The following is a 23,483-nucleotide window of genomic DNA, read 5'->3' as shown; positions in this document are numbered from 1 at the left end:
TGTACTTTTTAAAATTCGGGGCAAAAGTACGGCACAATGAGCTTCCCTATTGTTGACTTAAGTTAAGATTTTTTGCTGTACATACGTTTTTGCAAACGGCTTAAACTCTCAGGACTGATACCTAACAGATTGGCTATATACTTCTGGGGCACACGCAAGAAAAGTTCCGGGCGCGAGTGCAACAGATGCTCAAAGCGCTCTTCGGGTTTATCAGCAGCGAGGTACATAGCGGTATCGGTAGCTCGTTGTAGGATCTGCTCTGCCATTAAGCGTCCGAAAGTTTCAAAGTTGTGATGTTCAGCATAAAGAGAAATAAGGTCTTCTTTACTGATACGATAGACGGTTGTCTCCTCTAAGGCTTGTAACGAGAGATTAGAAGGGCAACCGCTGTTGAAACTCATAAATGCGGTTGTCCATTGGTTTTCAAGTGAAATATCGCAGGTTTTTTCATTACCATCATCTTTGGTATGAAAATGACGTACACAACCTTTGACGATAAAAAAGAGATATTTACAAGGGTGAGGAGCCTCTAAAAGCATTGCTTTCTTAGCAAAAATATGTTCAGTAAAATATTGATCTACTGCACTGAGTTCCTCTTCGGTAAAAGGAAGTACTTGCTGAAAATGTCTTTTTAAAGAATCATACATAATGGTTAGTTATTAATCTGCTGTTCCCCTAGGATATTCCCCAATTGACGATTTTATCAGTTGTAGCATTGTTGCATCTATTTTCTCTGCTGTGCTGAAGGTTTGCTTTATATGGTATTTTTCAGCAATAGCAGCAATTTTCTCATAGCGTATGTTTACCTTTTTACCGTCCTCATAGATGAGGATTTTCAAAGGGAGTTCAATAGCCAAGAGAGGATTTTCTTGCATCAGGGCGGTGCCTACTTTGGGGTTGCCTACTATAAGCACGGTGGCAGGCTGCATATTTTCGCCTACGACCTCAGCTGCTGCTTGGTGGTCGATAGTAGCAAAAATGGTGATGTTTTTACTCTTCAAAACCTTCTGAAGCCTTTCTATAGTTTGTGTAAAAGTATACGGACTCTGCACCATATACTCGGTGGTGGTTTTTAGTTCTGTAGAGTTAATCTGTGCCATTCCCAAAAGAGGAAATAGCAAAAATAACATTATTTGTAATTTTAAAGCCATAATATTGTTTTTGAGTGCAAAGGTAGTGATGATTTGCTAATCTTTGAGTTGCTCTTCTATCTCTTTAATGCTGGGGAGAGAGGACTTATATCCTTCTGATAGTTGTTCATATAACTGATAGGAGGAAATCCCAATAGGACTATTAACATCTGAAAGTGTATATTCAGCCACTACATCATTCTTGTCTTTACAAATAAGCAGACCAATAGTAGGATTATCTGCTTCAGTACGCATCTGTTTATCTACAGCGGTAACATAGAACTTGAGTTGTCCTACGTGTTCTGGTTTGAATTTTACGGACTTAAGTTCTACTACTACATAACAATGAAGGCGAACATTATAGAAAAGTAAATCAATATAGAAATCATCACCACCTACATCTATATGTACTTGTTTGCCATAAAAACAGAATCCTTTCCCAAGTTCTAAGAGAAACTTAGTCATATTTTCTTCTAAATAACTTTGAAGCTCTTTCTCTGTATAGGGTTTCATTAGGGTAAGAAAATCAAATATATAAGGGTCTTTAGTGAGTTGTTGTGCCAAATTGGATTGTATAGCAGGAAGTTGCTGCTTGAAATTCGTAATAGCTTTTCCCTCTCTGTCATAGAAGTTTAACCCCAACTGATGTTCTAACACCGAGCGACTCCAGTGATTTTCTATGGTTTTATTGACATAGAAAAGGGCTTCAGATATGTTCTTACAACGCTGTATAATCATTATATGATGCCCCCAAGGGATATTGAATAGGGTCATTTCTAATTGGGAAACAAGTTGTTTCCCAATTATATTTTCTTGATTATAAAACAAATACCACTGCCTTATATATTTTAAGTTCCGATAAGAAAACCCTTTCATAGTAGGAAAGGCTTCTTGTAGGTCTCTGCTCAGGGTTTGCAGAAAACCATCACCCCATTGGGTTTGTTCTTGCTTTTGAACTATATCCTTCCCTATTCGCCAATAAAGGTGCAATAGCTCACTATTTACTTGTATAGCTGCTTTGATTTGGCTTTGTTGAATATTTGTTTTAAGAGCTTCTAACCATTCTCTGTAGGCTGAAGTATTGATAATGGCATTCATCTTTTGTGTTCTCTAAGAAAGTACAAAGATAAGGATAATTCCTTTATTTCTGAGCACTCCAATTAACGAATTTATTAACTATAGCATTGTAACATCTATTTTTTCTGGTGTTTTTCTAAAGTACAACTACGGTCTCTTCAAAAGCTAATGGACTTTGGAAGTCTCCATAAGGTTTTATCACATCTGTACAGCTAATAATAGGTTGTGCAGCTGCTAAGAACGGGAATAATAGGAATGTAATGAAGTGTTTCATATAGTTTATTATAAGTATTCTTTAAAAAAAGTAAGGGTAAGTCCATTCAGTTTGTCATGGGTCTGCTCTATAGGGGTTTTACCACTAAATCCCAAAAGATGAGGAAAAGGCACCCACAAGGGTACATCGGTAAAATCCACATGGAACATATCAGGAAGTTGTACAAATTCACTTTCAGCTGTATTCTCAAACAAAGCCCTCATTGTACTGAGATGCTGCTCTATGTCACTTTCTGTCCATCCTCCCGATTTCTTGCGTTCAGCACGCATAGCTTCTGCCGGACGTGTGATAACCATTGTAGGAACAGGCAAACCTGTTTGTGCTATCTTCTTAGGAATGGGAGATTCCATAATTAAGCTTGCCTTAATACGTCTATCCCTCCATGAGGCCTCCGATACGATAACTCCCCCGAGAGAGACCCCAAAAGCTCCTAATCTATCCAAGTTGAGTTTGTTGTAAAGAAGATGATTAGGGTCGTTTATATTGAGCGCAGTAAGGAAATCTATTACTCGCGATACATCTTTGGCGAAGTAGGCTATCAATCCCCCCTCAAAGGTTTTTCCCTTATAACTCAAAAGTGGATTTTCTTCTGTAAGGCTCTCATTGAGCATAGGGTCGATGAGCGTTCGCGGCAGGCTTTTGAGCGTACTGCCATCGGGGAAGGTTGCCAAGGCTACCGCTATCGGGCAATCAATACCCACCACTATATAGCCTTGAGAGACCAACTCTTGTATCTGAAAAGTATTTATACATCGGTGACCATAAAGTCCTGTGAGGTACAGAAGTACAGGATATTGCGATTTTTCCTTGTTTACAGGAGCTTTTACTAAGGCATTTGAGCGCTTGAATTGCAACGGATAGAGTAATGCTTTTGGGATGTGCAAAAGCTCTGAAATAGCCTCGCTCACCTTTGTAGCTTCAGGGATATAAGGGGCGTAATCAGGGTGAGAGGTATTTTCGGTAGGGTACCACACTTGTATGGGGATTTGTCTGGCTTGGTGTTTATCCGTGATAAAAATCTCCTCCCTATCAGGGTCGGTTACCCAATAACTCACCGTACCAACGGCATACTTGCCCATAGGTTTTGCAAAAAGCGCAGGACGGAATATATAGTAAGCTCCTGCCACGAGCAAGAGCAATAGTATGGTGATAAGGATATACATCTTTTTCTTTTTCATTTGCTAATTATATTGAGGTAGTGGCAAAGATGCGCAATGAACCATCTGTTTCTTTGCGCTGTATATAGCCTTTGAGGGTCATTTGGTGTAATTGTTTCTTTACTGCTGCGGTGGCTATCCCTGCTTTTTGTGCATTTAAAGGTAGCCACAGGCTACCTTTAAACGGTATAATATGCAAAAGTACATATTATTTTTTACTTAACCTACTAAATTTGTAGCTTTTATGAAAAACTCCCCGTATAGTATATTTAGCTACACGGGGAGTTTTATTGGTTATCGTGCTATGAGTTGATTATTGTAATCTTAAAGTGTAAAAAGTAGTGAAAGTTTAGAAATATTCTTTCATTGTTCTGATGTCTAGAAAACAATTAGATTAATTTGCTAGTTTCTTTATCAACATTTCAATAAAAGAATCTAAACTTCCCCCTTCTTTAATTATTGCTTGAGGAATAACGCCTCTATAATCTTCAGAGATAGAGATTTCATTTTCTTTATCTTTTACGGATAATATTCCCTTTAAAATAGGTTCTATTTTACTACCAATATCAGATAGAATATAAATTCTATCACGTATCTCATTTATATCAGAAACTTTATATCTTTCTTCTGTGCCAACTTTATAATCAGTCATATCTACACAACAAAGAGAATATTCTGTTTGATTTTCAACAGCTTTTTTCATTTGTGTAGAACTCATAGTAACTGAATTTTTACTATCCCAACGAGATTTTACCTCAATATAGTAGATAATCTCACCTTTGTATTTTATAGTAATATCTTGACCACCTTGCTCTTCTTGTACCTTTACTTCAAATGTTTTTAAATCAACTTTAATTTCTTCTCTTACTAATTTTTCTATATGTGTTCCTATTGTTTTTTTAAATTGAAAGTCAGTTTTTTTATACTCTTCTTCTTCTAACAATTCAGTGCCTAACTTAATTATTTTTTCAAAATTATCCTTTTTAGATAATTTACCTAATAGAGATATTTTTTCTTTTTCTAATCCTATAATGGAGAATAAATCTTCTTTTGTTTCACTATCTGAAATGCGATCTAACATTATTGAAGCTTTCTTGCTTTCAATAATAGGGAAATATTTTTTCCATTCGGGATTATCTGAAATGAGTTTTATAATTTCTAAGATCTGTTTAATATAAGGTGATTGATTAATATTAGTATTATCTTGTATCTTGAGTAAACTTTCTATTTCTTGACCCAAACTTTCAGAGGTTTTTTCTTCTTTATGAGGTAGAAAATCTTTAAAGTCATTATGTATTAAAAAATTTCTAATGGGATATTTAGATGTATCAGAATTATTCTTAAAGATCTCGTCATATAAGTCTTTTAGTTTTTCAGATATATTATTATCAATTTTCAAGTTAGTTCCTGTGCATAAATCAAATTGCTGATTAGGAAATATTTTAAAAATGGAAATAATATCTTTAAAATCAGAATAAGTATATGCACCAGACTCAGATAACTTAGTTAGAAAGTCAAAATTTGATTTTATCCACTCATTATCTTTTTTATTTAACTCGTATATAAAATTGCGTAGTAAACATTTTAGAGCTGTTAGCCACCAATTAGAACCATCATCAGAAAGATTTCTAATATTTATAATAGGTTGTTTTAAGCCAAAAAAATCATTTATAATAGATAGTAAATCTGCCCGTATCCCTTTTGATGTATCAGGGAAAATAGAACAATATTTTATCATAGCACTTAAAGTTTCAGAAGCTAACAGAAAATTGTTTTCTGATTTGTAGTTTTCAGCAATTTTAGCATTTATATCTTTTACAAAATCTTTTCGTTCATACGAATCTAAATTGAGTTCGAATTTAAAATCTTTTGCTAAGAATTTTTTTGATATATCAGGGATTATAACATTAGCAATATCTATTAATACATCATCAATGTCTAAGCACGATTTTAATTGTGATTGCTGACAAAAATCATTTTTGATATTGGGTAGTATTTTATATTGATTGAAAATCTCTGTGTGATTATACTTAATTAAATATGTATAGAAGTTTTTTAAATCTTCTTTTGTTTCTTCATAGAAACTAAGTGTTTCAGATTTTTCAATCTCCTCGGCTATTGAAGTAATATCTATGAAGTTTAGTGTTGTATCTTCCCATTCTGTAATATACTTTGTCCATTCTTTTACAATGTGCTTTTGAGGAATTTCATTTTTCCAAAACAAATTAACAATGGTATAAATCGAATCGAAATAAGTGTCGTCTTTCAGTAATTCTTCACTAAAGAGAAAAGCATCTTCAGGACAAATTCTTTCTCCATTAGTTTCTACTAAAGGATAAGATTTGAAATTATTTACCCATTTTTCTTTTAGCTCTTTAAAATATACACAGAGTATAGAGTTATTAGGTATATTGGTGTTGAAGTTGATTTTTGATAATAAGTGTATATTATCTATTATATTAGCATTTTCTTTTATAAAGTTACTAATCAAAGTAAAAGCTACCTCTAATAATTCTCTATTACTTTTTTCTTTTTCTTGTGTTTGGTCGTTATTGCTTCTTAAATGTATCCCGTCTCTTGGTTCTGTTGGTGCAAATTGCTTTGAATGAACAATAAAATTAAAACCAAAGTTTTCTGTACCTATTAAAGGATAGTATAAAAATAACTTAGCTAGTTTCGGATCAAAAGAAATAGCTTTATTGGGATTTTCTAATGGGAGAATTACTACTATTTTACTTTCTGCCTCTGATATAGAGTAGATTATTTTTTCTATACTATTGATCAGAATAGGAGTAACTTTTATTGTATTCTCAAAATATCCTTTGTTTTTTTTGAATATAGTTTCCTTTTTGTTTTTATCAATTATAGTAACTTTTATCAATTTATCATTTAGAGACATTACATAGGGTAACGCTAAGTTTAGCTCATCAATTACCTTTTCTACATTTTCTTTTTCTAAGTCAGTTGCTACTAAATATTCAAATGTAGTAAATTTAGATGGTTCTTCTTTAGTGTCATTTATATCAATTAAGTCAAAAGCTTTTTCTTGTTGTATTATTAGTTTTTCAATTAATTCGTCAGAATCTTTTGCTGTTCTATCTATTTCAAAATTATCAAAATAGATATAACCCTCCTCTTTTTTCAAGGAACCTGATAATAATATTTTCTTTCCAAAAGAATGTGTAGTTATAAAACCTGTCCCATATTGTCCTACTTCATCATCATTATTTTGAGAAGCTTTTGAACTTACTTGTTTTATTAAACTATTTAATGTAGTTGTAGTGAAGGGTTTTCCATTATGTTGAAAAATAAGAGATTTATCAGTGATAGATATAATGATTTCACAATTCTCAGAAACATCAACTGCATTTTGGAGAAGTTCCCAGATAGCTCTTTTAGCATCAGTTCCATCTAACTTTTCAAAACCTTGAATAAGTTTGTTTGCATGTTGCTTCATATCTATACGTGCAGCTTCCTTTTTTGCTTTTTCTTTTGCTTCACTCATAGTTTTAAAGTTTTATTTACTAATTTTTAAATGTTGTTTGTTCTTATTTTAAAAGTATGATTTTTAACACACTACGATTTGTAACAAACTTCCTCTAGTGTAACTTGTAATACATTTATTTTTCTAAACACAAAGGTATAAAATAATTAACAATTAGCAAATTTGCAAAAACTCCTCTTATTTCACTAATTGTTCTATCTGTTTTTGCAGTGTAGCACGTTCGTTGGGGGATTTAGAGAGAGTAATCGCTTTTTGGTAGTGAGCAATTGCTTTTTGGTTATTGATATCAGTATACAAATATCCTAATAACTCGTGGTAGTAACGATTGTTTTGCAATCCTAATTTTTCAGCCTCGACAATAGCTTTTTCTTTGCCGTATACCTTGCCATAAGCAAAAGTCCTATTTAAGGCTATTACAGAAGAATATTCAATGATAATGAGTTGGTTATATAGGCGGAGAATATACTCCCACTTATTTTCATCGGTAGGGGTAGTATGCCAATAGGCAATACCAGCTTCTAAGTGATATTTAGAGATTTGAGATCCTTCGCAGGCTTTTACTAAGTAATAGTTGCCTCTGTGTATGAGTTCTTTGTCCCATTTGCTTTTATCTTGTTGTTCATAAAGAGTGTTTTCACCAGTGGCACTGGTACGAGCTTCGAGTCTGGAACTTTGGAAACACATCAGCGATAAAAGAGCATTCACTTGTGGTGTATCAGTTTGAGGGTGTTCGGCAAGTAAGAGCGTAAGGCGCAAGGCTTCTTTGCAAAACTCCTTTCGTATAAACTGATTGTTAGTTTCGGAAAAATAGCCTTCATTGAAAAATAAGTACAAACAGCGCAATACAGTTTCTAATCGTGCTTGTATATCGGCTGGGCTTACGGTTTTGATTTGAAAATGATGCTCTCTGAGCTTGTTTTTAGCTCTAAGAAGTCGTTTTTTTATAGTTTCGGTATGAGTAAGCAGGGCATTAGCAATCTCTTCCACTGTAAAACCACAAAGTATTTGCAAAGCCAAACTTATTTGAGACTCTACAGAAATAGAAGGATCGCAGATATTGAAGAGCATTTCTAACTGACTGTCGTTTATTTCAGAGGTTTCAAAGGTAAGTTCTTCGCTTTTTTCAGTAGGTGTAAGTGCCTTTTTTACTTTATTTTGGAATATAGCTACGTGTTTTTCATAGTCTTTAGCTTTGTTTTTGGCGACGGTGTAAAGCCACGCAGTAGGGTTGGGAGGCAAGGGCTCATTTTCCCACAATTCATAGGCTTTTAGGAAAGTATCACTTACAATATCTTCAGCAATCTCCAAATGAGAAAAGCCAAAATGGCGACATAAGACTGCCACCATTTTAGCGTATTCTTTTCGAAACAAATCGGATAAAAGTTATGAGTGAGGCATTTTAATCTCTTTTTAGCACTTCACGCACTTCAATACTGCCACCTACTTGTTCAAAAATAGGGTTGGCCTTAGCCATTTCCACTGCTTCGTCTATGTTCTCAGCTTTCACTACCACATAGCCACTGATAAACTCTTTAATTTCGGTAAAGGGACCATCGGTTACAACCTTATCGGCTTTGATAGTTTTAGCACTGCCAGCAATAGGCAAAAGGGTATTGCCTTTATCAGCTAATTTGTTTTGTGAAGCGATGCCCGCAAGCCAGTTCATACGTTCCTGCATTTGCTCAGCAGTAGGCTTGAAATCAGCGATGTTGTTCAAACGAAAAATTAATACAAAATCTTTCATACGTTTTTGAATTTAATATTATACCCCTATAACGATTGAATTTCCTCTATGGGGACAAAGATAGTAAAAATTAACAAATAAAAAACTCCCCGTGCAGTTATTCACTACACGGGGAGTTTTACTTTTAAAAAGTTAGCATAAAAATATCTAACCAATACCAAACTTATCCCTAAAGCTACCATAGTAACCAAAATATTGTTCTTCAATAGGGAGTTCTATTTCTTTAATTATTCGATATCGATTCCCTATTGAGGTTTGTTGTGAGCGCTTCAGTCATAAAGTCAAAAAAAGGACGCATAACTAATAATCCTTGTAGCCGATTCATATGTGCTTTATGAGCGTCAAACCATTCTTTATTATTGTTTTCTGCAAATTCTGTAAGGAAATCAAACATATATTATTGCGAATTAGTTGTTTTTTTATTCTTCTTCTTAGAACTCTTTGCTTTGCTGTTGAATTCTAAACAGAGTTGTAACCAAAAATCAAAGTCTTTTTTTGGGTTGTACCCCCTAGGGTCTACATAGCAATAGCCAGAGAGCTCTTTGCCTCTCATTACCACTGGCGAGAAGCCCTGCCTTTCGGCAATTTCTTCTGTCTGCTCAGGGTCAAACCTACACATTAGGCAATCCTCCCCTATGCTGATGCACATCTTGTCATTCACCAAGAAAGCCAAACCGCCAAACATCGCTTTTTCTTCTACCGTAATATGGGGTATTTCGGCTAAATATTCGCGAACTCTATTCGCAAGTGTTATACTATAAGCCATTTTTATTAGATTTTTGAACTAAAATAGTTTAAAGCTACTACAGTTCCCAGATGTCTCGATTCGTGCATATTGTTTACATACATAGCTTCTTCTATAGTATCAATAGAAAATAAACCTACCTTAACTGTTGGGAACTCATTGAATAGCCTTCCTTGATAATCTTCTTGTAATTGATTTGCCGTACTGAGTAACAATTCCTTTACTTGGTAGATTTCTTCCTTTAAAGGTGCAATCTTTTGAGGAAAGGTGCCACGATTGTATTTCTCTAAAAAATCATTGCTTATTAGCAGTTTATTTCCACTGAGCTGATAACATAAGAATTGCTGTACAGCAATACAATGTGCTATATTCCAAAAGATGTTGTTAGAAAAGCCTGTTGGGATATAGCCTAATTGTTCAGGAGTAAGATTATCTAAGTAAGTCAATAGATTTTTGCGAATGGATAAAAGAAAATCAAAGTGTTTTGTTTTTGTCATTTTTAAATACTGTTTAAAATTCGGGGGCAAAAGTACAGCCTTCAAATAAAAAAAATCTTGCCATAAGACAAGATTTTAAGTTTTCAATGATGAATGTTTATCCCCAGAAATCATCTTCGGCTGTTGGGTTGTCCAAAAATAACCAAACGCCTGTTATATGACGTTTTTATTCATCGTTGAGTTCTTTTTGTATTTTCTTTGGAAGAGCTAATACAACTAAATCATACGAATCTTTTATCCATTCTTGAAACTGTTTGTCAGTAATTTTCCCTTTGGTTTTTACACTGTTCCAATGTTTCTTATTCATATAATATCCTTCAATTACTTCGTTATATTGTTCTCGTAACTGAATAGCTTTATCAGGATCACATTTTAAATTAACAAACTCATAAGTATTTATGTCGGTGGCACAAAACATTTTCCCTTTTACGGAAAACACAAGCGTTTTATCGTCAAAAGGCATAGATTCTTCTGCGCCTTTTAATGATAAACAAAAATTTCTCAATTCTTCAATATTCATTATTGTTCAGCTTTTTCGGCAAATCCGAGAATGTATCCATTAATGTCTTTTAGGTAAAACTCCTTCATTCCGTACCAAGTTGTTTTTAATTCGGTTATTTCTAACTTTTTCGCTTTCATTTGTTGATGAAATTCGTCTATTCCCTCAATATCCATATAAAAAGAAACGGAAGCTCCGATTGGCAAACCTGTTGCAAAAACAACATCTTCCTTAAATGTATCGGTACGTTGAAAGAAAATTTCAACATTATCTTTTTGCATCATAGCATAAACATATTCTTTACCTTCGGTAAAACTTTGTTCAATTCCGTCTTGAGTTGCAGGAACAGTCATAATCAATTTGAACCCGAAGTTTTTTTCATAATAAGCAACCGATTTTTTCACATCCGTTACTTCAAAATTTGGGGTAAGTTTTGTAATCTTCATAATAAATCTTTTAAATTTAAAATGCAAAATTACTCGTTGCGCTTGGTTGCTAATTGTAAAAATCGGACATTCTCGTTTTTTGACAACTCTCTCGGTGTTTTTTCCGTATATTTTTTTATTTCTTTAATGAAATGAGCTTGGTCAAAATAGTTTTCACTTGGATAAAGAATTCCTTTCGAGATGTCTTTATATGAAGCATTACAGCGAACAATGTTTAAAAATAGCTTCAATGAAAACCCAAACATCTGATTAAAATACCGATTTATCTGTCGGCTGCTCCAAAACACACTTTTTGAAAGTTCTTCAACAGATAAATTTTGCCTTTGGTAAACTAATTCAAAAAGTTTGAGTTTTCTGTTGTCTATTTCCTTAAAATGTTTGATTGAATTTTCCAAATAATTCGAGATTTCTGAAACAAATATTTCAAAGTCATTGGTTTGATAACTTGATATGTTCCAGAATGTATCGTGTAAAATTATGTTTGTGTTCAGAATAGATTTTATTTCTCGCTGAAATATATATTCAGCTGCCAAAAGTTTGAACCGAATGCCAAAAAGTTTAGTTGATTTCGGTATCACTACATTAATAGGCATTATCCAAACCCCAGTTAGTTTTATTTGTTTAAATGAATTGTTTTCAAATCCTACAATAAGGTCGAAGTATCCATCTGGAATAATCGTATGTTCAAATTCTGTACTAAAGGTTTCATATTCCCAAAAACTTTGAATAAAGTTCGTCAAGAACCCAATGGGTTTTATTTCTCTGTATTTCATTTTTTATAATTCAATCAGGGTACAAAATTAGCGGAAAGCCTCTACTGGTAATTTTTAAAATGACAAGATTTTCTCAACAAACCTCCTTTCGTATTCTGCTTAGCGAAGTATCTGTGATGCCTAAATAAGTGGCTATATGTTTTAAGGGAGCGTACTTTATAGCACTGGGTTTTTCCTTAATAAACTGCATATAGCGCTCTTTGGCAGGGAGTGTAATCATTTCAAGAGAACGTTTTTTTGCCTCAAACAATTTCTCTGTCATAAAGAGTCGCCCCCATTCGGAATATCCTTTCAAACTGTGATAAAGTTTTTGAAAATCCTCATAATCGATATGCCAGCCCTCACAATCGGTAAGGGCTTGGATATTTTCGGCAGAAGGTAAATGCTTAAAAAGAGAAAGTTCTTGCACGATAATTTCACCTTCACAAAAGAAGTCGGTAGTGATATCATTCCCTTCATAGTCATACACAAAGGCGCGAGCAACTCCCCTCTGCAAGATGAGATAACCACAAGCTATTTCGTCCTTGCGCAAGATAAAATCGCCCTTGTGAAAAGCAATAGGTTGATGAGCTTTTTGTATTTGTTGTAGTTCTTGCGCTCCTATGAGAGGGTGTTTATAGATATTTTGAAATAAGTTATGCGGCATTGTTATTCTTTGATATTAGCTAATAAACTCCCCATAATTACTGCGTGCATAGCTCACACTACAGGGAGTTTTTTATAATTGCCTAATTGGCTAATTGGCAAATCACTTTCTTATCGCCAAATTTCTCAGCGAGCCATTGTTGCAATCGCGCGGCATCTATTTCTTTGACCACTTCTTTGCCCTTTATAGTATCTTTTTTCAGGGTGTAGAGCAGTACAGTAGCCGTTTGTAGAGAATCTTTATTAGACAAGTGGTTCAGCTTGCCAAAATAAAAATCGTCTATGCTTGGGAATAATACCTGCATTTCTTTAGCAAAAGTAGCATCAGTAGGCTTGTATTTTTCTAGTTCGTCAGTTAGGTTCTTTATCATCACATCTTTACTAGAGAGCGACGATTTGTTTTTGTTGATTTCCGATAGTATTTCTTTATCAATTTCCGATTCTTTTTGTCGTACAATAAGCTCAGTATTGAGTAGATTGAAGTTTTTAAGGTTGCTTTGCAGCATTTTTAACTCTTCATCGCTAAATTTCTTATCCAAAAACGCTAATTCAATGCTTTTAGGGTTCGTATTGTAGCGTATTTTCTTATAAATGATAGTATAACCGTTGTTTTCGAACTCGGCAGTGATATAATGAGCTACATTCTCGTTGAATTCCTTCTCTTTCAAAAGACTATATGCCAAATACAAACTGGGGGTAACAATGAGGATGACCAATGTGGTGATAACAACACGCAAACGCTTGTTGAGCGCTTCGTTACCCGTGTTTTTAGGAGTGTATTTCAGGTATTTGATGATGAGGAAAGTAGCAATTCCTATAAAGAAGCAGTTAATGCTGTATAGGTAAAAAGCACCTAAAAAGTAACTAATATTGCCGGTGGCCAAGCCAAAACCAGCTGTACAGAGCGGAGGCATCAAGGCAGTAGCGATAGCCACCCCTGGTATAGGGTTACCTTTATCCTCGCGCGTTAGCGAGATAGCCCCTACCAACCCACCCACAAAGGCGATAAGCACATCGTAAATAGTGGGCGAAGTACGTGCCAAAAGCTCTGACTGCACATCCTTAAATGGACTGATATAGAAGTAGATAAACGATACTATAAGACTCACTACCGTAGCGATGAGCAAACTCTTGCCGGTTTTCTTCAATAGGTCGAAATCGTAAGTAGCCAATGCAAATCCTGCCCCTACGATAGGTCCCATCAAAGGTGAAATAAGCATCGCCCCGATGATAACAGCGGTAGAATTGACATTCAGCCCAATGGAAGCAATGAGGATAGCACAAGCCAAAATCCACAAGTTAGCGCCACGAAAAGAGATATTGCTAAGGATATCTTCAATTACTTTTTCCTTTTTCTCTTCTCCTTGATGTAAATTAAAAAGCTTTTTCAAAAAACTCATAATGTTAAGTATTTATGATGTTAGTTTTAATATTAGGGGCAAAGATAGTAATAATTTGCTAATTAGCAAATTAGCTTCAGTGGTAGTGTGTATATTTTCTTATATCTATTTTTTTTAGATTTGGCATTTCTTCCAAAAATGAAATCTTTCCATCAATAATTTTGGTTTGCTCCCAAATGTTGAGGGTGGTCAGATGTTCTAATTTTGATAACGGAATGATACTGTCTAAATTGCCTTGATTCCAAAGAGTTAGTTTTTCTAAGTTATTTTTTTGGGCAAGTGTAGCAATCAAGTTGTCAATTTTTTTGCAGGAACATATTTCAATATCTGTGAGTGTAGGCATATCTAAAATGAAGTTAATATCTTCAATTTTAGGCAAATAAGCTATATATAAACCTTTTAGGTTGGTGAATTTCTTACAATTGGATAAATCTAGTATATGACTATTGGCAATGCTAAGGCTTTCTAAAATATTATTTTCGTTATGTATGTCTAATTTTTTTGTTTTTTTAGGCTCTATGTGTAGCTGTTTCAATGTAGGATGGTCAAAAAAACCGTCTATTTTAAGCGTGTCATCGGTAAAGAAATCAGTGAGTTGGGCTATTTTTCTAATATCAAACAGATGAGCAAGAGCCACATTTTCTTCTATACTGATTTTTTTAATGTTACTTAAATGATAAAGAGAGGTTACATCAGTTATGTTTGAGCATTGAATGGAAATTTCTTCAATCAAATCTATGTTCTCATTGAAGGGAATAACAGATTTGCTATACCCTAAAAATCCTGAGAAAATAACACGTGATAGCTTGTTTTCCTTCATAAAAGGTTCTAATTCTTCTATTTTGTCATTATTTTCAAAAACGACATAAGAGTTTTTAGAGTTTACAGGAAAATACTTTATTTGCATACGAAAAACTTATTTTTTAATTCATTGGTGTAAGGGTAGGGGAGCTGTGAAATGTTTCTTTTTAGTATAAGGAATTAGCTATTTTTCAGGGTATTGAAATATTTTGTAATTTCTCGTTGAGCGTTCTCTGAGAGGTTTTTATATTGGGAGCAAGAAATGATATTTTGATAGGATTCTAATAGATTTTCTTCACTTTTTAATTTGTTTATTACCAATATATTGATGGCATCATAAACATCCATATATTCATTTAAGCTATTTTTTTTCCATAAAACATCTAATATCCCATCCAATGTTTTAAATTTCTCATCTAAATCAATGATTATTTCTAAGGCTTGTGGAAATGTATTTTTTGTTTTTTCCTCCAAATGTTCAATAGTTTCAATTGAAGTGAACCAACCTGTCATTTTGCGATAGTCATAACCATACAAGGTAAAGATATCTTTCCAATCGGTGATGATAAAGGTGGGTCGCAGAAATTTAAGCGCATTATTTCCCTCTTCCATACGGATTTGGTTTTCTATATCTATATGTAATTTTCCTGCTTTCAAATCTGTATACGAATATACAAGATGCAGGATATTACTGCGTTTAGAAAAAAGAAAACTAACTTCTGATAGACTGTTTTTTGTTTTGATGCTGTATTTGTTTTTCGCTTTATTAGGTTTATAACCATACTTTTCTAAAATAGATCCATATTTAGAATATAAAACCTCCATAATTGCTTTTTCCTTATCCATTTTTTGATGTTTTTATGCCCTGTAACTCCACTATATAGCGGTTTAACATATAGAAGAATTGTTTAAAAATCCAGACCAATCATCATCGGCATTGTCATAACCTATAATTTTTTCCTTGTACTTACTGCCAAAGATGTATTCCTTTACAAAAGTATCAAAATCAACATCAATCTCCTCAATACCTTCATAACTATCAGTAGGGAAAATTACGTGTTGGGTATCTTTATCAAGGAAAAGAGGTTCATACAATAACTGCCCTATTTCATACCACGAGGGCTGTTCGGCAGGGATGCGGTATTGGTTATCTAATAGTTCCTCTGTACTCCACAGAATGATATCGCCAAAAGAGCCACCATTGCAAAGTTTTAAAAAAGCACAATGTGCAGGGGCTATGAGTTGTAACACCTCTGGGGAAATATTTTTAGCACCTTCGGGGATTTCGCCTATAAGTATGGCATCGGGCAATGCCACTAAGCGATTTCTGTAATGGGTAATGATCGTTTCTAAACTCATAATATTCTTTTTTGTGGCAAAGATAAGGAAAATTGATGGATTTTCATTATCTTTGTACTTTCAAAAACTTTTCTAATATGTCAAAAAGCAAAAAGCTCAATGTACAAGGCAATGAAATAACTATTATTGAAAGCAAGGGCAAAGAATATATTTCTCTTACCGATATGCTAAAAGCCAAAGATGGTGATTTCTTTATATCTGATTGGTTACGTAACAGAAATACTGTAGAATATTTAGGTATTTGGGAAAGTGTATATAATCCCAGTTTTAATTATGGCGAATTCGCCATAATTAAAAGTCAAGCGGGACTTAATAGTTATAAAATCAGTGTAAAAGAATGGGTTGAAAAGACGAATGCAATAGGGCTAAAAGCTACAACAGGTAGGTACGGAGGAACTTATGCTCATCCTGATATAGCCTTTGAATTTGGTATGTGGATTAGCCCACAATTCAAGATATTTCTTATCAAAGAATTCCAGCGTCTTAAAGAAGAAGAAAACAGTCGTTTAAAGCTCGAATGGAACTTGCAACGCACCCTCGCCAAGGTCAATTATCATATCCATACCGATGCAATCAAAGAAAACCTTATTCCTAAAGAAATTACCAAAAAACAAATGCAACTTATCTATGCAGACGAAGCCGACCTATTGAATATTGCTCTATTCGGTATCACTGCCAAAGAGTGGCGGGAAGTATACCCTAATAAGGAAGGTAATATTCGTGATGAGGCTACCTTAGAACAGTTGGTTGTATTGAGCAATTTAGAGAGTATCAATGCTTTACTTATTCGGCAAGGGCTCTCACAAGCTGAACGCTTAGTGGAACTCAACAAAACCGCTATTGCTCAAATGAAAACACTTATAGCCCACCAAGTAAAACTCATTCGTTAAACACTACCGATCTTCGAACGAGAAATATACTTACTGCCAAAGTGAGTACTTCCGAAAGCACAAGAGTTAGCCAAATGCCTCGTTCACCTAAAAAAGTAGGCAAAATAAGCATCCCTATACCGATGAATACCACCCCGCGCAAAGTAGCAATTATGATAGACCCTAAGGTCTGGCACCCTATACTCACAATCATCGCAACCACCATCACAAAACTGAAAAGAGGAGTGATGATATTCACCCCTACTCTTTATCCAAACATTTGGGCATCATTGAAATTCTCACCGTCAAACTCTGAGGCGATAAGTGAGTGCCCCAAGAACATATCGTTGTCATCAAAGAAAACTTCTATATCCTCGCTGTAAAACAAGAGACTCTGCAAGCTAAGACTTTCCATAAATTCCTCTTTGGTGAGCTCAGGTTTATCAGGATCATCCTCGTCATCATCGCCAAAACGCCAATTGCTATTGTACAGGTCTAAATATTTCTCGGCAATACATTCTTTGGCTTTTTTTGACAGGGTGTCTATCTCACTGAAAAAGTAGTTCATCTGCTGTTCTATCTTTTCAGTTTCGCCTTCATCTTCAAGGATGATGTCCACCCTTAATTCTTCTCCATTGATAACCACCATCCCATCATAAGAAGTAGGGTCGTCAGTGTGCTGTGTAAAATCTGTAATTTTATATTGTTTCATAAGTTTGTTTTTTATAAGGATAATTCACTATTTTTTTATTATGAAGAAAATATATACCATAGGACACTCCACTCATACTTTAGAAGAGTTTACAGAAATGTTGCAATCCTTTAAGATACAGCACTTAGTAGATGTCAGGGGACTGCCAGGTTCTAACAAATACCCTCAATTCAACAAAGAAAATTTAGAAGTGGTATTGCCCCAAGTTGGCATTGCTTATACTCATTTGCCACTATTAGGAGGCAGACGCAGAGTGAACAAAGACTCCAAGAATACCCGCTGGCACAACGCCTCTTTCCGCGCCTATGCCGATTATATGGAGACACCTGATTTTGAAAAAGGTATTGCTGAGCTTGTAGCCATTGCCGAAAGAGAAACCACCGCTTATATGTGTGCCGAAGCTCTCTGGTGGCGCTGTCATAGATCTATGATATCGGATTACCTAAAAGCCAAAGGCTGGCAAGTAGACCACATCATGGCCATAGGTAAGGACGAGCCTCACAAATACACTGCTCCTGCGCGAATTATGGGAGATAAGGTAGTGTATTATGACGAGGGAGCCATTTTAGGGCTCTAACTATTTATTCAAAAACTGCCACACAAGCCTTTTAAAAAAGACTGTCCAAAAAGTCTAAAACATTATTTTTCAAAGTTTAAATCGAATATTTTAAAATTTTATTCTATTGAAAAATCAGTAGTTTTAGGTTCTGTCGTAGGGACGATTTGCAAATCGCCCTTCATGAATAAGACTTTTCGGACAGCCTCTTTCCCTTCACTGCTCACTATCCCAAAATATAGAAAAACCCTGTAAGAATAAAAGCATTGACAAAATCGACAAAGAAAGCTCCTACCATAGGCACGATAAGGAAGGCCTTATGCGAAGGACCAAATTTCTCAGTGATAGACTGCATATTGGCTACAGCAGTAGGGGTTGCTCCCAAACCGAAACCACAGTGCCCCCCTGCCAATACAGCGGCATCGTAGTCCTTGCCCATAAGGCGGTAGGTAACAAAGTACGCATAGGTACTCATCACAAAGGTCTGTACAGCGAGGATTACCAACATTGGCAAGGCCAAATCCATGATCTGCCAGAGCTTGAGGTTCAAAAGAGCAATACCCAAGAACAAACTCAGAGAAGCATTCCCAAATACATCAATGGCACGATCGAACATATTAATCTTGAAAGCTGAAGTCAGCACATTACGAAGAACTACCCCAAAGAGCAAAGCCCATATGAACTGAGGTAAGGTGAATTTTTCTGGGAAAAAAGATTTGACAAAATCGGTATCCATCAGGGCAGAGAAGGACAAGCAGGCAGCAAAGAGCGCCATAGTCTCTATGGCCGATTTGGCAGTGATAAGGCGCTGCTTTTCCGGATGTTCGAATACTCCTACTTCTGCTTCGGAGCTCTCATCACCAGGTTCTGTGAGGGGCTTTCTACCCATCTTATTGACCAATCGGCGCGATACAGGACCTCCTATAAGCCCTCCTAATACCAAGCCAAAGGTAGCAGCTGCCATTCCTAAGGCTGTAGCCCCCTCTATACTGTATTTTTGTTCTAATACCTTTCCCCATGCACCAGCAGTACCATGCCCACCGGTAAGGGTGATAGAACCAGTCATCAGCCCTATAATAGGCTTGAGCCCAAAAGCAGTAGCCAAGCTCACTCCTACAAGGTTCTGTATCACAATGAAAAGAGCTACCACTCCCAAAAAGATAAACAAACCGACACCTCCTGATTTTAGGCGAGAGAAGTCAGCACTTAGCCCAATGGAGGAGAAAAAGATAAGCATAAAAGTATCTTGTAGACTTTTGTCAAAATCCAAAGAGAGTCCTTGCCCCATATGGATTCCATTCTCAAAGGAAAGTCCCGTACCTATATATAGCATATAGATTAAAAAAGCCATGAGCAAGCCCCCTGCTACAGGTTCTGGAATGTTGAAGTTCTGAAGTAGTTTGATTTTCCCTACAAGCAATCGCCCAATGAGCAATACCAAAGTCGCTGCAATAAGCGTATAATAGGGATTGACAATGATTGTATTCATAACAAATAAAGTGTTTGATGGAAGTTAATAAAAAATCCTCTTAGTAGTAAGAGGATTGTTGTACCTGAGGAGGGAATCGAACCCTCACTCCGAAGAACACGAGTTTGAGTCGTGCGCGTCTACCAATTCCGCCACTCAGGCAAGTAGTGTTATGAATTCGAGTGCAAAAGTACAACTATTTTTTGAATCTGCAAAAAAAGAATAAAATTTTTTTTCAAGAGTCATTTTTAATTTATATCTTTGCAACCTCTTATAAGGCATTCGTAATACGCAATAAAAAAAATCTAAGATACTTATAATCACTTGACTTATGGAATATTCTATGCCAGCCGTTAAGATTTTTGCTTGTACTCAATCCACCGAATTGGCAAGCAAAATCGCACAAGAATATGGCATTGAGCTGGGGAAAATTATTTTTTCTCATTTCAGTGATGGAGAATTTCAACCTTCTTTTGAAGAATCTGTACGAGGAACGCGTGTGTTCTTGATTGGATCCACCCAACCCTCCTCGGAGAACCTTATGGAGATGCTGCTGATGATAGATGCTGCTAAGCGCGCTTCTGCCAAGCATATCACTGCGGTCATTCCATACTTCGGCTGGGCACGGCAGGACAGAAAGGACAAACCTCGTGTCCCTATAGCTGCCAAGCTTGTAGCCAATCTGCTTGAAACAGCAGGTGCAACACGTGTCATTACCATGGATTTACATGCAGATCAGATACAAGGCTTCTTTGAAATACCTGTAGATCACCTCTATGCATCTACTATTTTCTTGCCTTATATCAAGTCGCTCAACCTTGAAAATCTCTGTATGGCTTCTCCTGATATGGGAGGCTCCAAAAGAGCTCATTCCTATGCCAAGTTCCTGAACTCCGATGTGGTAATCTGTTACAAACAGCGCAAGAAAGCCAATGTGATTGAGAAAATGGATCTTATAGGAGAGGTCGAAGGCAAGCATGTGATCCTGGTAGATGATATGGTTGATACTGCAGGTACTCTTACCAAAGCCTCTGAGATTATGATGGAAAAGGGGGCTCTTAGTGTAAGAGCGGTATGTACCCATGCTATCCTTAGTGGCAATGCTATAGAAAGAATAGAAAATTCTCCTATGGAGGAAATTATCGTAACTGATTCTATTCCTCACAACCTAGAGGGAACAAAGAAAATACATGTACTCAGTTGTGCAAAACTCTTTGCTGATGTGATGCACTCCGTACACCAACATGTCTCTATCAGTGACAAATTCATTATGTAAATTTTTTAATTAATATATTTTATGCAATCGATTACAATCGTAGGATCTCAAAGAGAAAGCGTGGGCAAAGCAGCAAGCAAGGCCTTACGTAATGCTGGAAAGGTTCCTTGCGTGTTATACGGAGGGAATAGTACCATTCACTTTTCAGCGGATGCTTTAGCATTCAAAAAGTTGATATATACTCCTAATGTATATACAGCAACGATTGAATTAGGAGGAAAGACTTACAACGCTATCCTTCAGGACATTCAGTTTGACCCTGTTACGGACAACATCATCCATGTGGATTTCTATGAACTACACAAGGACAAAGAAATCACCTTAGCTGTGCCTATCCAGATCGTAGGTACTGCTCCTGGGGTTATGGCAGGGGGTACTCTCCGCATCGTAAACCGTAAGCTTAAAGTAAAAGCCTTACCTGAGAACTTGCCTGACTTCGTCCCTGTAGACATCTCTTGGATGGAAATGGGTAACCGTCTCTACATCACTAAGATCGCACAAGAAAAGTACAAAATCATGCATCCGGACAATACCGTAGTATGCCAAGTACGTGTATCTCGTGCCGCTCTTAAGGCCGCTCAAGAAGCTGCTAAAGCTGATGGTAAGAAGAAAAAATAAGCTGTTATCATTTTATAAAACAAAACAGGCTGTCCTTCTCAGGTAGCCTGTTTGTTTTTTAACAAATTATCACTACCTTTGCGGAAAATAAACCACTATGAAAAAACTATTTTTACTGCTTATCTTCCTAACATTTGTTTTCAACTTGCAAGCCCAACAAACTGATTGGGAAAAGTATGACCTCAAAGGAAAAGTAAAACAAGTAAAAGCCACTACTACTTCCTATTCAGGAGGGTGTGCTGCTTGCATAGACTATGTTGAATGGACATGCATTACTGAGTTTGACACTCAAGGAGATGTAGTAAAGAACATTTGGTATGCTTGGGAAGACTCCTTCCAAGAGCATCTTTATTCCTATAAAGGGGAGAAAATAACCCTCAAAGTTTATTTTTACAAACAAGATAAAATAACAAAGACTAAAACCTATCACTACAAAAGAGGTGAAGAGGAACACATAGAGAAAGAAATAGAACGTACTGAGCAGAATCGTAAAGTGCCCTACACAGAGCAAATCCGTACATTTACAGGTTCTTACAAAAATGGTATTTTGCGCTCTTCACCTACCACTACCTATGAGTATGATGACCACGGCAATTGGATTCACAAAAAGGATACTACCAATCCCCATTGCGTAAGGCACAACACAAGGAGTATTGTCTATTATTAAATTCCATTATTGGTTGTTTGGCAAATTATCACTACCTTTGCACAATGATTGGCAAATTTGCTAATTAGAAAATTGACAAATTAAGAATTATACTTTACATTTAATAATTTTGTATATGCAAAAAGTTCCTACTTAAGTAAAAATGGGGTGTAGGGTCAAGTAATAAACCTTTCATATTTTAAATACAAATAAAAAAAACATTATAAAATGAATATACAAGAGCAAAATGTTCCCCAGTCCTACCGAGATTTATTTGCTACTATTCCTGAAAAATCTAACTTTTTCTACGAATATGCACGCCGTAAGAAACCCACTCTTCCTAAAAGAGTTTATGTAATACAAGGTTTTTTCTCTCTTACCCGTGAAACTGATGATAATGGTGAAAAGCTGATTCCTACTTATCGACTACTTGCACAAAAAGACTTTTTCTACAAATCAATAGAAGGTAATAGTATAGACAAACTTCCTTCAGTTGAAGTTCTAAAAACAGCTTTTGCCTTTGGTGTTTCCGATGGCGGTATACTTTTCTTCCACCCCGAAAATCATAGTGTGTGGGTAATATATGATGACCTTTATACCGAATTAGTAGCTGATACCTTTGATGAATTTCTTGAAAAAGCAACTTTCCAAAGACAATGGAATTTTAAATAAAAATATAACATACACTCTAAATAATTTTGTATATGCAAAAAGTTCCTACCTACTTAAGTGAAAACGCTTGTAATGTAAAATCAGGCGATTATCTCTCTGTGGATATACAATCGAAAAATGGAAATACACTCTTTGAAGTGTATTATTATGGAGATTTATTTGAAGTAAAGAGAAAAAAACTCCCTTGTATTGTAGATAATAAAACTGGAATTCCTTGTAAAATAGTAGCCAAAGATACAGAAACAGGTGAAGAAATATTGCTTTTTGATGGCTACCGACACGGCTATAATGCAATGTTTTGTGAGGAATTTGACCCAGAAGAAGTTGAAAAACGAACTTTGGTAAAATACAATATTGCTCCTTGCAAGATTCATATAGATTTTGGGTATTCTATTGATTACGAAGAAGAAAAAGAAGATTATGAAGTAGATGAAGAAGATAGAGTAACCCTTATTAATGGAGAAAATATCCCTTGGGAAGAAGTGAAAAGAAATGGCTTTGACTATATCTCTATCGTCTGTGAAACTGAAAATGGAGAAAAAGCAGAGATTGTATCTTTAGAATTAGCTTAAAGAACCAACAAATTATTACTACCTTTGCCCCGAACTAACATC

28 protein-coding genes, 1 tRNA gene and 2 pseudogenes are annotated in these 23,483 nt (G+C 35.5%); 7 read left to right on the top strand and 24 right to left on the bottom strand.

The genetic code is table 11. The features are described from left to right. Positions 1-62 precede the first annotated feature (62 nt). From CGC50_RS07475 to CGC50_RS07390, 20 genes and pseudogenes are all read right to left on the bottom strand, one after another. Positions 63-647: a Crp/Fnr family transcriptional regulator gene (locus CGC50_RS07475; protein ID WP_002666564.1), complete on the bottom strand. Its 585-nt coding sequence runs from the start codon at positions 645-647 to the stop codon at positions 63-65. Positions 648-659: 12 nt separating this feature from the next. Further along, the gene (locus CGC50_RS07470; RefSeq protein ID WP_232781066.1) at positions 660-1,130 is read right to left on the bottom strand and encodes a DUF302 domain-containing protein; all 471 of its coding nucleotides are present in this window, start codon (positions 1,128-1,130) and stop codon (positions 660-662) included. Between the two features lie 57 nt (positions 1,131-1,187). After that, a complete protein-coding gene (locus CGC50_RS07465; RefSeq protein WP_095910278.1) occupies positions 1,188-2,228 on the bottom strand; it encodes a PDDEXK nuclease domain-containing protein in 1,041 nt (346 codons plus the stop codon). A gap of 118 nt (positions 2,229-2,346) precedes the next feature. Beyond that, positions 2,347-2,481: pseudogene (locus CGC50_RS13675) on the bottom strand (DUF302 domain-containing protein); the annotation flags it as partial. An 8-nt stretch (positions 2,482-2,489) separates the two neighbouring features. Further along, complete coding sequence (locus tag CGC50_RS07460; RefSeq protein WP_095910277.1) at positions 2,490-3,659, bottom strand: alpha/beta hydrolase family protein; 1,170 nt, start codon at positions 3,657-3,659, stop codon at positions 2,490-2,492. Between the two features lie 7 nt (positions 3,660-3,666). Beyond that, positions 3,667-3,837: a hypothetical protein gene (locus tag CGC50_RS13885; RefSeq protein WP_198541600.1), complete on the bottom strand. Its 171-nt coding sequence runs from the start codon at positions 3,835-3,837 to the stop codon at positions 3,667-3,669. A 195-nt stretch (positions 3,838-4,032) separates the two neighbouring features. Beyond that, entirely contained in the window at positions 4,033-7,143 is a 3,111-nt protein-coding gene (locus tag CGC50_RS07455) for a sacsin N-terminal ATP-binding-like domain-containing protein (RefSeq protein WP_095910276.1), read from the bottom strand. 177 nt (positions 7,144-7,320) lie between these two features. After that, complete coding sequence (locus CGC50_RS07450) at positions 7,321-8,514, bottom strand: RNA polymerase sigma factor (protein WP_095910275.1); 1,194 nt, start codon at positions 8,512-8,514, stop codon at positions 7,321-7,323. A gap of 28 nt (positions 8,515-8,542) precedes the next feature. Next, complete coding sequence (locus tag CGC50_RS07445; protein WP_232781062.1) at positions 8,543-8,860, bottom strand: YciI family protein; 318 nt, start codon at positions 8,858-8,860, stop codon at positions 8,543-8,545. Between the two features lie 250 nt (positions 8,861-9,110). Continuing rightward, a pseudogene (locus tag CGC50_RS14355) lies at positions 9,111-9,275 on the bottom strand (DUF2461 family protein); the annotation flags it as partial. A 9-nt stretch (positions 9,276-9,284) separates the two neighbouring features. After that, a complete protein-coding gene (locus CGC50_RS07435; RefSeq protein WP_095910273.1) occupies positions 9,285-9,653 on the bottom strand; it encodes a TfoX/Sxy family protein in 369 nt (122 codons plus the stop codon). A 5-nt stretch (positions 9,654-9,658) separates the two neighbouring features. Continuing rightward, positions 9,659-10,129, bottom strand: a complete 471-nt coding sequence (locus tag CGC50_RS07430; protein ID WP_095910272.1) for a DinB family protein — start codon at positions 10,127-10,129, stop codon at positions 9,659-9,661. A gap of 166 nt (positions 10,130-10,295) precedes the next feature. Continuing rightward, positions 10,296-10,649 (bottom strand): MmcQ/YjbR family DNA-binding protein, encoded by a 354-nt coding sequence (locus CGC50_RS07425; protein WP_002679424.1) that lies wholly within the window; start codon positions 10,647-10,649, stop codon positions 10,296-10,298. Next, on the bottom strand, positions 10,649-11,074 hold the full coding sequence (locus CGC50_RS07420) for a VOC family protein (protein ID WP_002666885.1): 426 nt from the start codon (positions 11,072-11,074) through the stop codon (positions 10,649-10,651). The genes CGC50_RS07425 and CGC50_RS07420 overlap by 1 nt, the downstream gene beginning before the upstream one ends. A gap of 29 nt (positions 11,075-11,103) precedes the next feature. Then, a complete protein-coding gene (locus tag CGC50_RS07415) occupies positions 11,104-11,847 on the bottom strand; it encodes a helix-turn-helix domain-containing protein (protein WP_009733817.1) in 744 nt (247 codons plus the stop codon). 73 nt (positions 11,848-11,920) lie between these two features. Further along, positions 11,921-12,493: a Crp/Fnr family transcriptional regulator gene (locus CGC50_RS07410; protein WP_095910271.1), complete on the bottom strand. Its 573-nt coding sequence runs from the start codon at positions 12,491-12,493 to the stop codon at positions 11,921-11,923. An 82-nt stretch (positions 12,494-12,575) separates the two neighbouring features. Continuing rightward, positions 12,576-13,892, bottom strand: a complete 1,317-nt coding sequence (locus CGC50_RS07405) for a DUF389 domain-containing protein (RefSeq protein WP_095910270.1) — start codon at positions 13,890-13,892, stop codon at positions 12,576-12,578. 76 nt (positions 13,893-13,968) lie between these two features. Next, positions 13,969-14,799, bottom strand: a complete 831-nt coding sequence (locus CGC50_RS07400; RefSeq protein WP_095910269.1) for a hypothetical protein — start codon at positions 14,797-14,799, stop codon at positions 13,969-13,971. A 74-nt stretch (positions 14,800-14,873) separates the two neighbouring features. Continuing rightward, on the bottom strand, positions 14,874-15,539 hold the full coding sequence (locus CGC50_RS07395; protein ID WP_232781061.1) for a hypothetical protein: 666 nt from the start codon (positions 15,537-15,539) through the stop codon (positions 14,874-14,876). A 42-nt stretch (positions 15,540-15,581) separates the two neighbouring features. Beyond that, entirely contained in the window at positions 15,582-16,052 is a 471-nt protein-coding gene (locus CGC50_RS07390; protein ID WP_095910268.1) for a hypothetical protein, read from the bottom strand. A gap of 77 nt (positions 16,053-16,129) precedes the next feature. Between CGC50_RS07390 and CGC50_RS07385 the strand changes: the two genes are divergently transcribed. Beyond that, on the top strand, positions 16,130-16,942 hold the full coding sequence (locus CGC50_RS07385) for a KilA-N domain-containing protein (protein WP_095911318.1): 813 nt from the start codon (positions 16,130-16,132) through the stop codon (positions 16,940-16,942). Here CGC50_RS07385 and CGC50_RS07380 read toward each other — a convergent pair. Both CGC50_RS07380 and CGC50_RS07375 read right to left on the bottom strand, forming a co-directional pair. Next, positions 16,932-17,180: a hypothetical protein gene (locus CGC50_RS07380; RefSeq protein WP_232781060.1), complete on the bottom strand. Its 249-nt coding sequence runs from the start codon at positions 17,178-17,180 to the stop codon at positions 16,932-16,934. The genes CGC50_RS07385 and CGC50_RS07380 overlap by 11 nt on opposite strands. A gap of 9 nt (positions 17,181-17,189) precedes the next feature. Beyond that, a complete protein-coding gene (locus CGC50_RS07375) occupies positions 17,190-17,633 on the bottom strand; it encodes a DUF2262 domain-containing protein (protein ID WP_095910267.1) in 444 nt (147 codons plus the stop codon). A gap of 40 nt (positions 17,634-17,673) precedes the next feature. Between CGC50_RS07375 and CGC50_RS07370 the strand changes: the two genes are divergently transcribed. Continuing rightward, the gene (locus tag CGC50_RS07370) at positions 17,674-18,210 is read left to right on the top strand and encodes a DUF488 domain-containing protein (protein WP_095910266.1); all 537 of its coding nucleotides are present in this window, start codon (positions 17,674-17,676) and stop codon (positions 18,208-18,210) included. A gap of 205 nt (positions 18,211-18,415) precedes the next feature. Here CGC50_RS07370 and gltS read toward each other — a convergent pair whose 3' ends face one another. Further along, positions 18,416-19,678: a sodium/glutamate symporter gene (gene gltS, locus CGC50_RS07365; RefSeq protein WP_095910265.1), complete on the bottom strand. Its 1,263-nt coding sequence runs from the start codon at positions 19,676-19,678 to the stop codon at positions 18,416-18,418. A gap of 61 nt (positions 19,679-19,739) precedes the next feature. Next, positions 19,740-19,819: transfer RNA gene (locus CGC50_RS07360), tRNA-Leu, on the bottom strand. A gap of 169 nt (positions 19,820-19,988) precedes the next feature. On the opposite strand from CGC50_RS07360, the gene CGC50_RS07355 reads away from it, so the two are divergent. The 5 genes from CGC50_RS07355 to CGC50_RS07335 all read left to right on the top strand — a co-directional run bounded on the left by CGC50_RS07355 (position 19,989) and on the right by CGC50_RS07335 (position 23,441). After that, entirely contained in the window at positions 19,989-20,933 is a 945-nt protein-coding gene (locus CGC50_RS07355) for a ribose-phosphate pyrophosphokinase (protein WP_002666875.1), read from the top strand. Between the two features lie 21 nt (positions 20,934-20,954). Continuing rightward, positions 20,955-21,551: a 50S ribosomal protein L25/general stress protein Ctc gene (locus CGC50_RS07350; RefSeq protein WP_002666921.1), complete on the top strand. Its 597-nt coding sequence runs from the start codon at positions 20,955-20,957 to the stop codon at positions 21,549-21,551. Between the two features lie 97 nt (positions 21,552-21,648). Then, positions 21,649-22,218 (top strand): hypothetical protein, encoded by a 570-nt coding sequence (locus CGC50_RS07345; RefSeq protein WP_095910264.1) that lies wholly within the window; start codon positions 21,649-21,651, stop codon positions 22,216-22,218. A 207-nt stretch (positions 22,219-22,425) separates the two neighbouring features. Continuing rightward, the gene (locus tag CGC50_RS07340; RefSeq protein ID WP_095910263.1) at positions 22,426-22,869 is read left to right on the top strand and encodes a hypothetical protein; all 444 of its coding nucleotides are present in this window, start codon (positions 22,426-22,428) and stop codon (positions 22,867-22,869) included. A 32-nt stretch (positions 22,870-22,901) separates the two neighbouring features. Further along, positions 22,902-23,441 carry a hypothetical protein gene (locus CGC50_RS07335; RefSeq protein ID WP_095910262.1) on the top strand — a complete coding sequence of 180 codons (540 nt, stop codon included), beginning with the start codon at positions 22,902-22,904 and terminating at the stop codon, positions 23,439-23,441. Positions 23,442-23,483: the final 42 nt, after the last annotated feature.

The sequence above is a fragment of the Capnocytophaga gingivalis genome, from assembly GCF_002302415.1.
Taxonomy (GTDB): domain Bacteria; phylum Bacteroidota; class Bacteroidia; order Flavobacteriales; family Flavobacteriaceae; genus Capnocytophaga; species Capnocytophaga gingivalis.
This window is presented reverse-complemented; position numbering and strand designations above follow the sequence as displayed.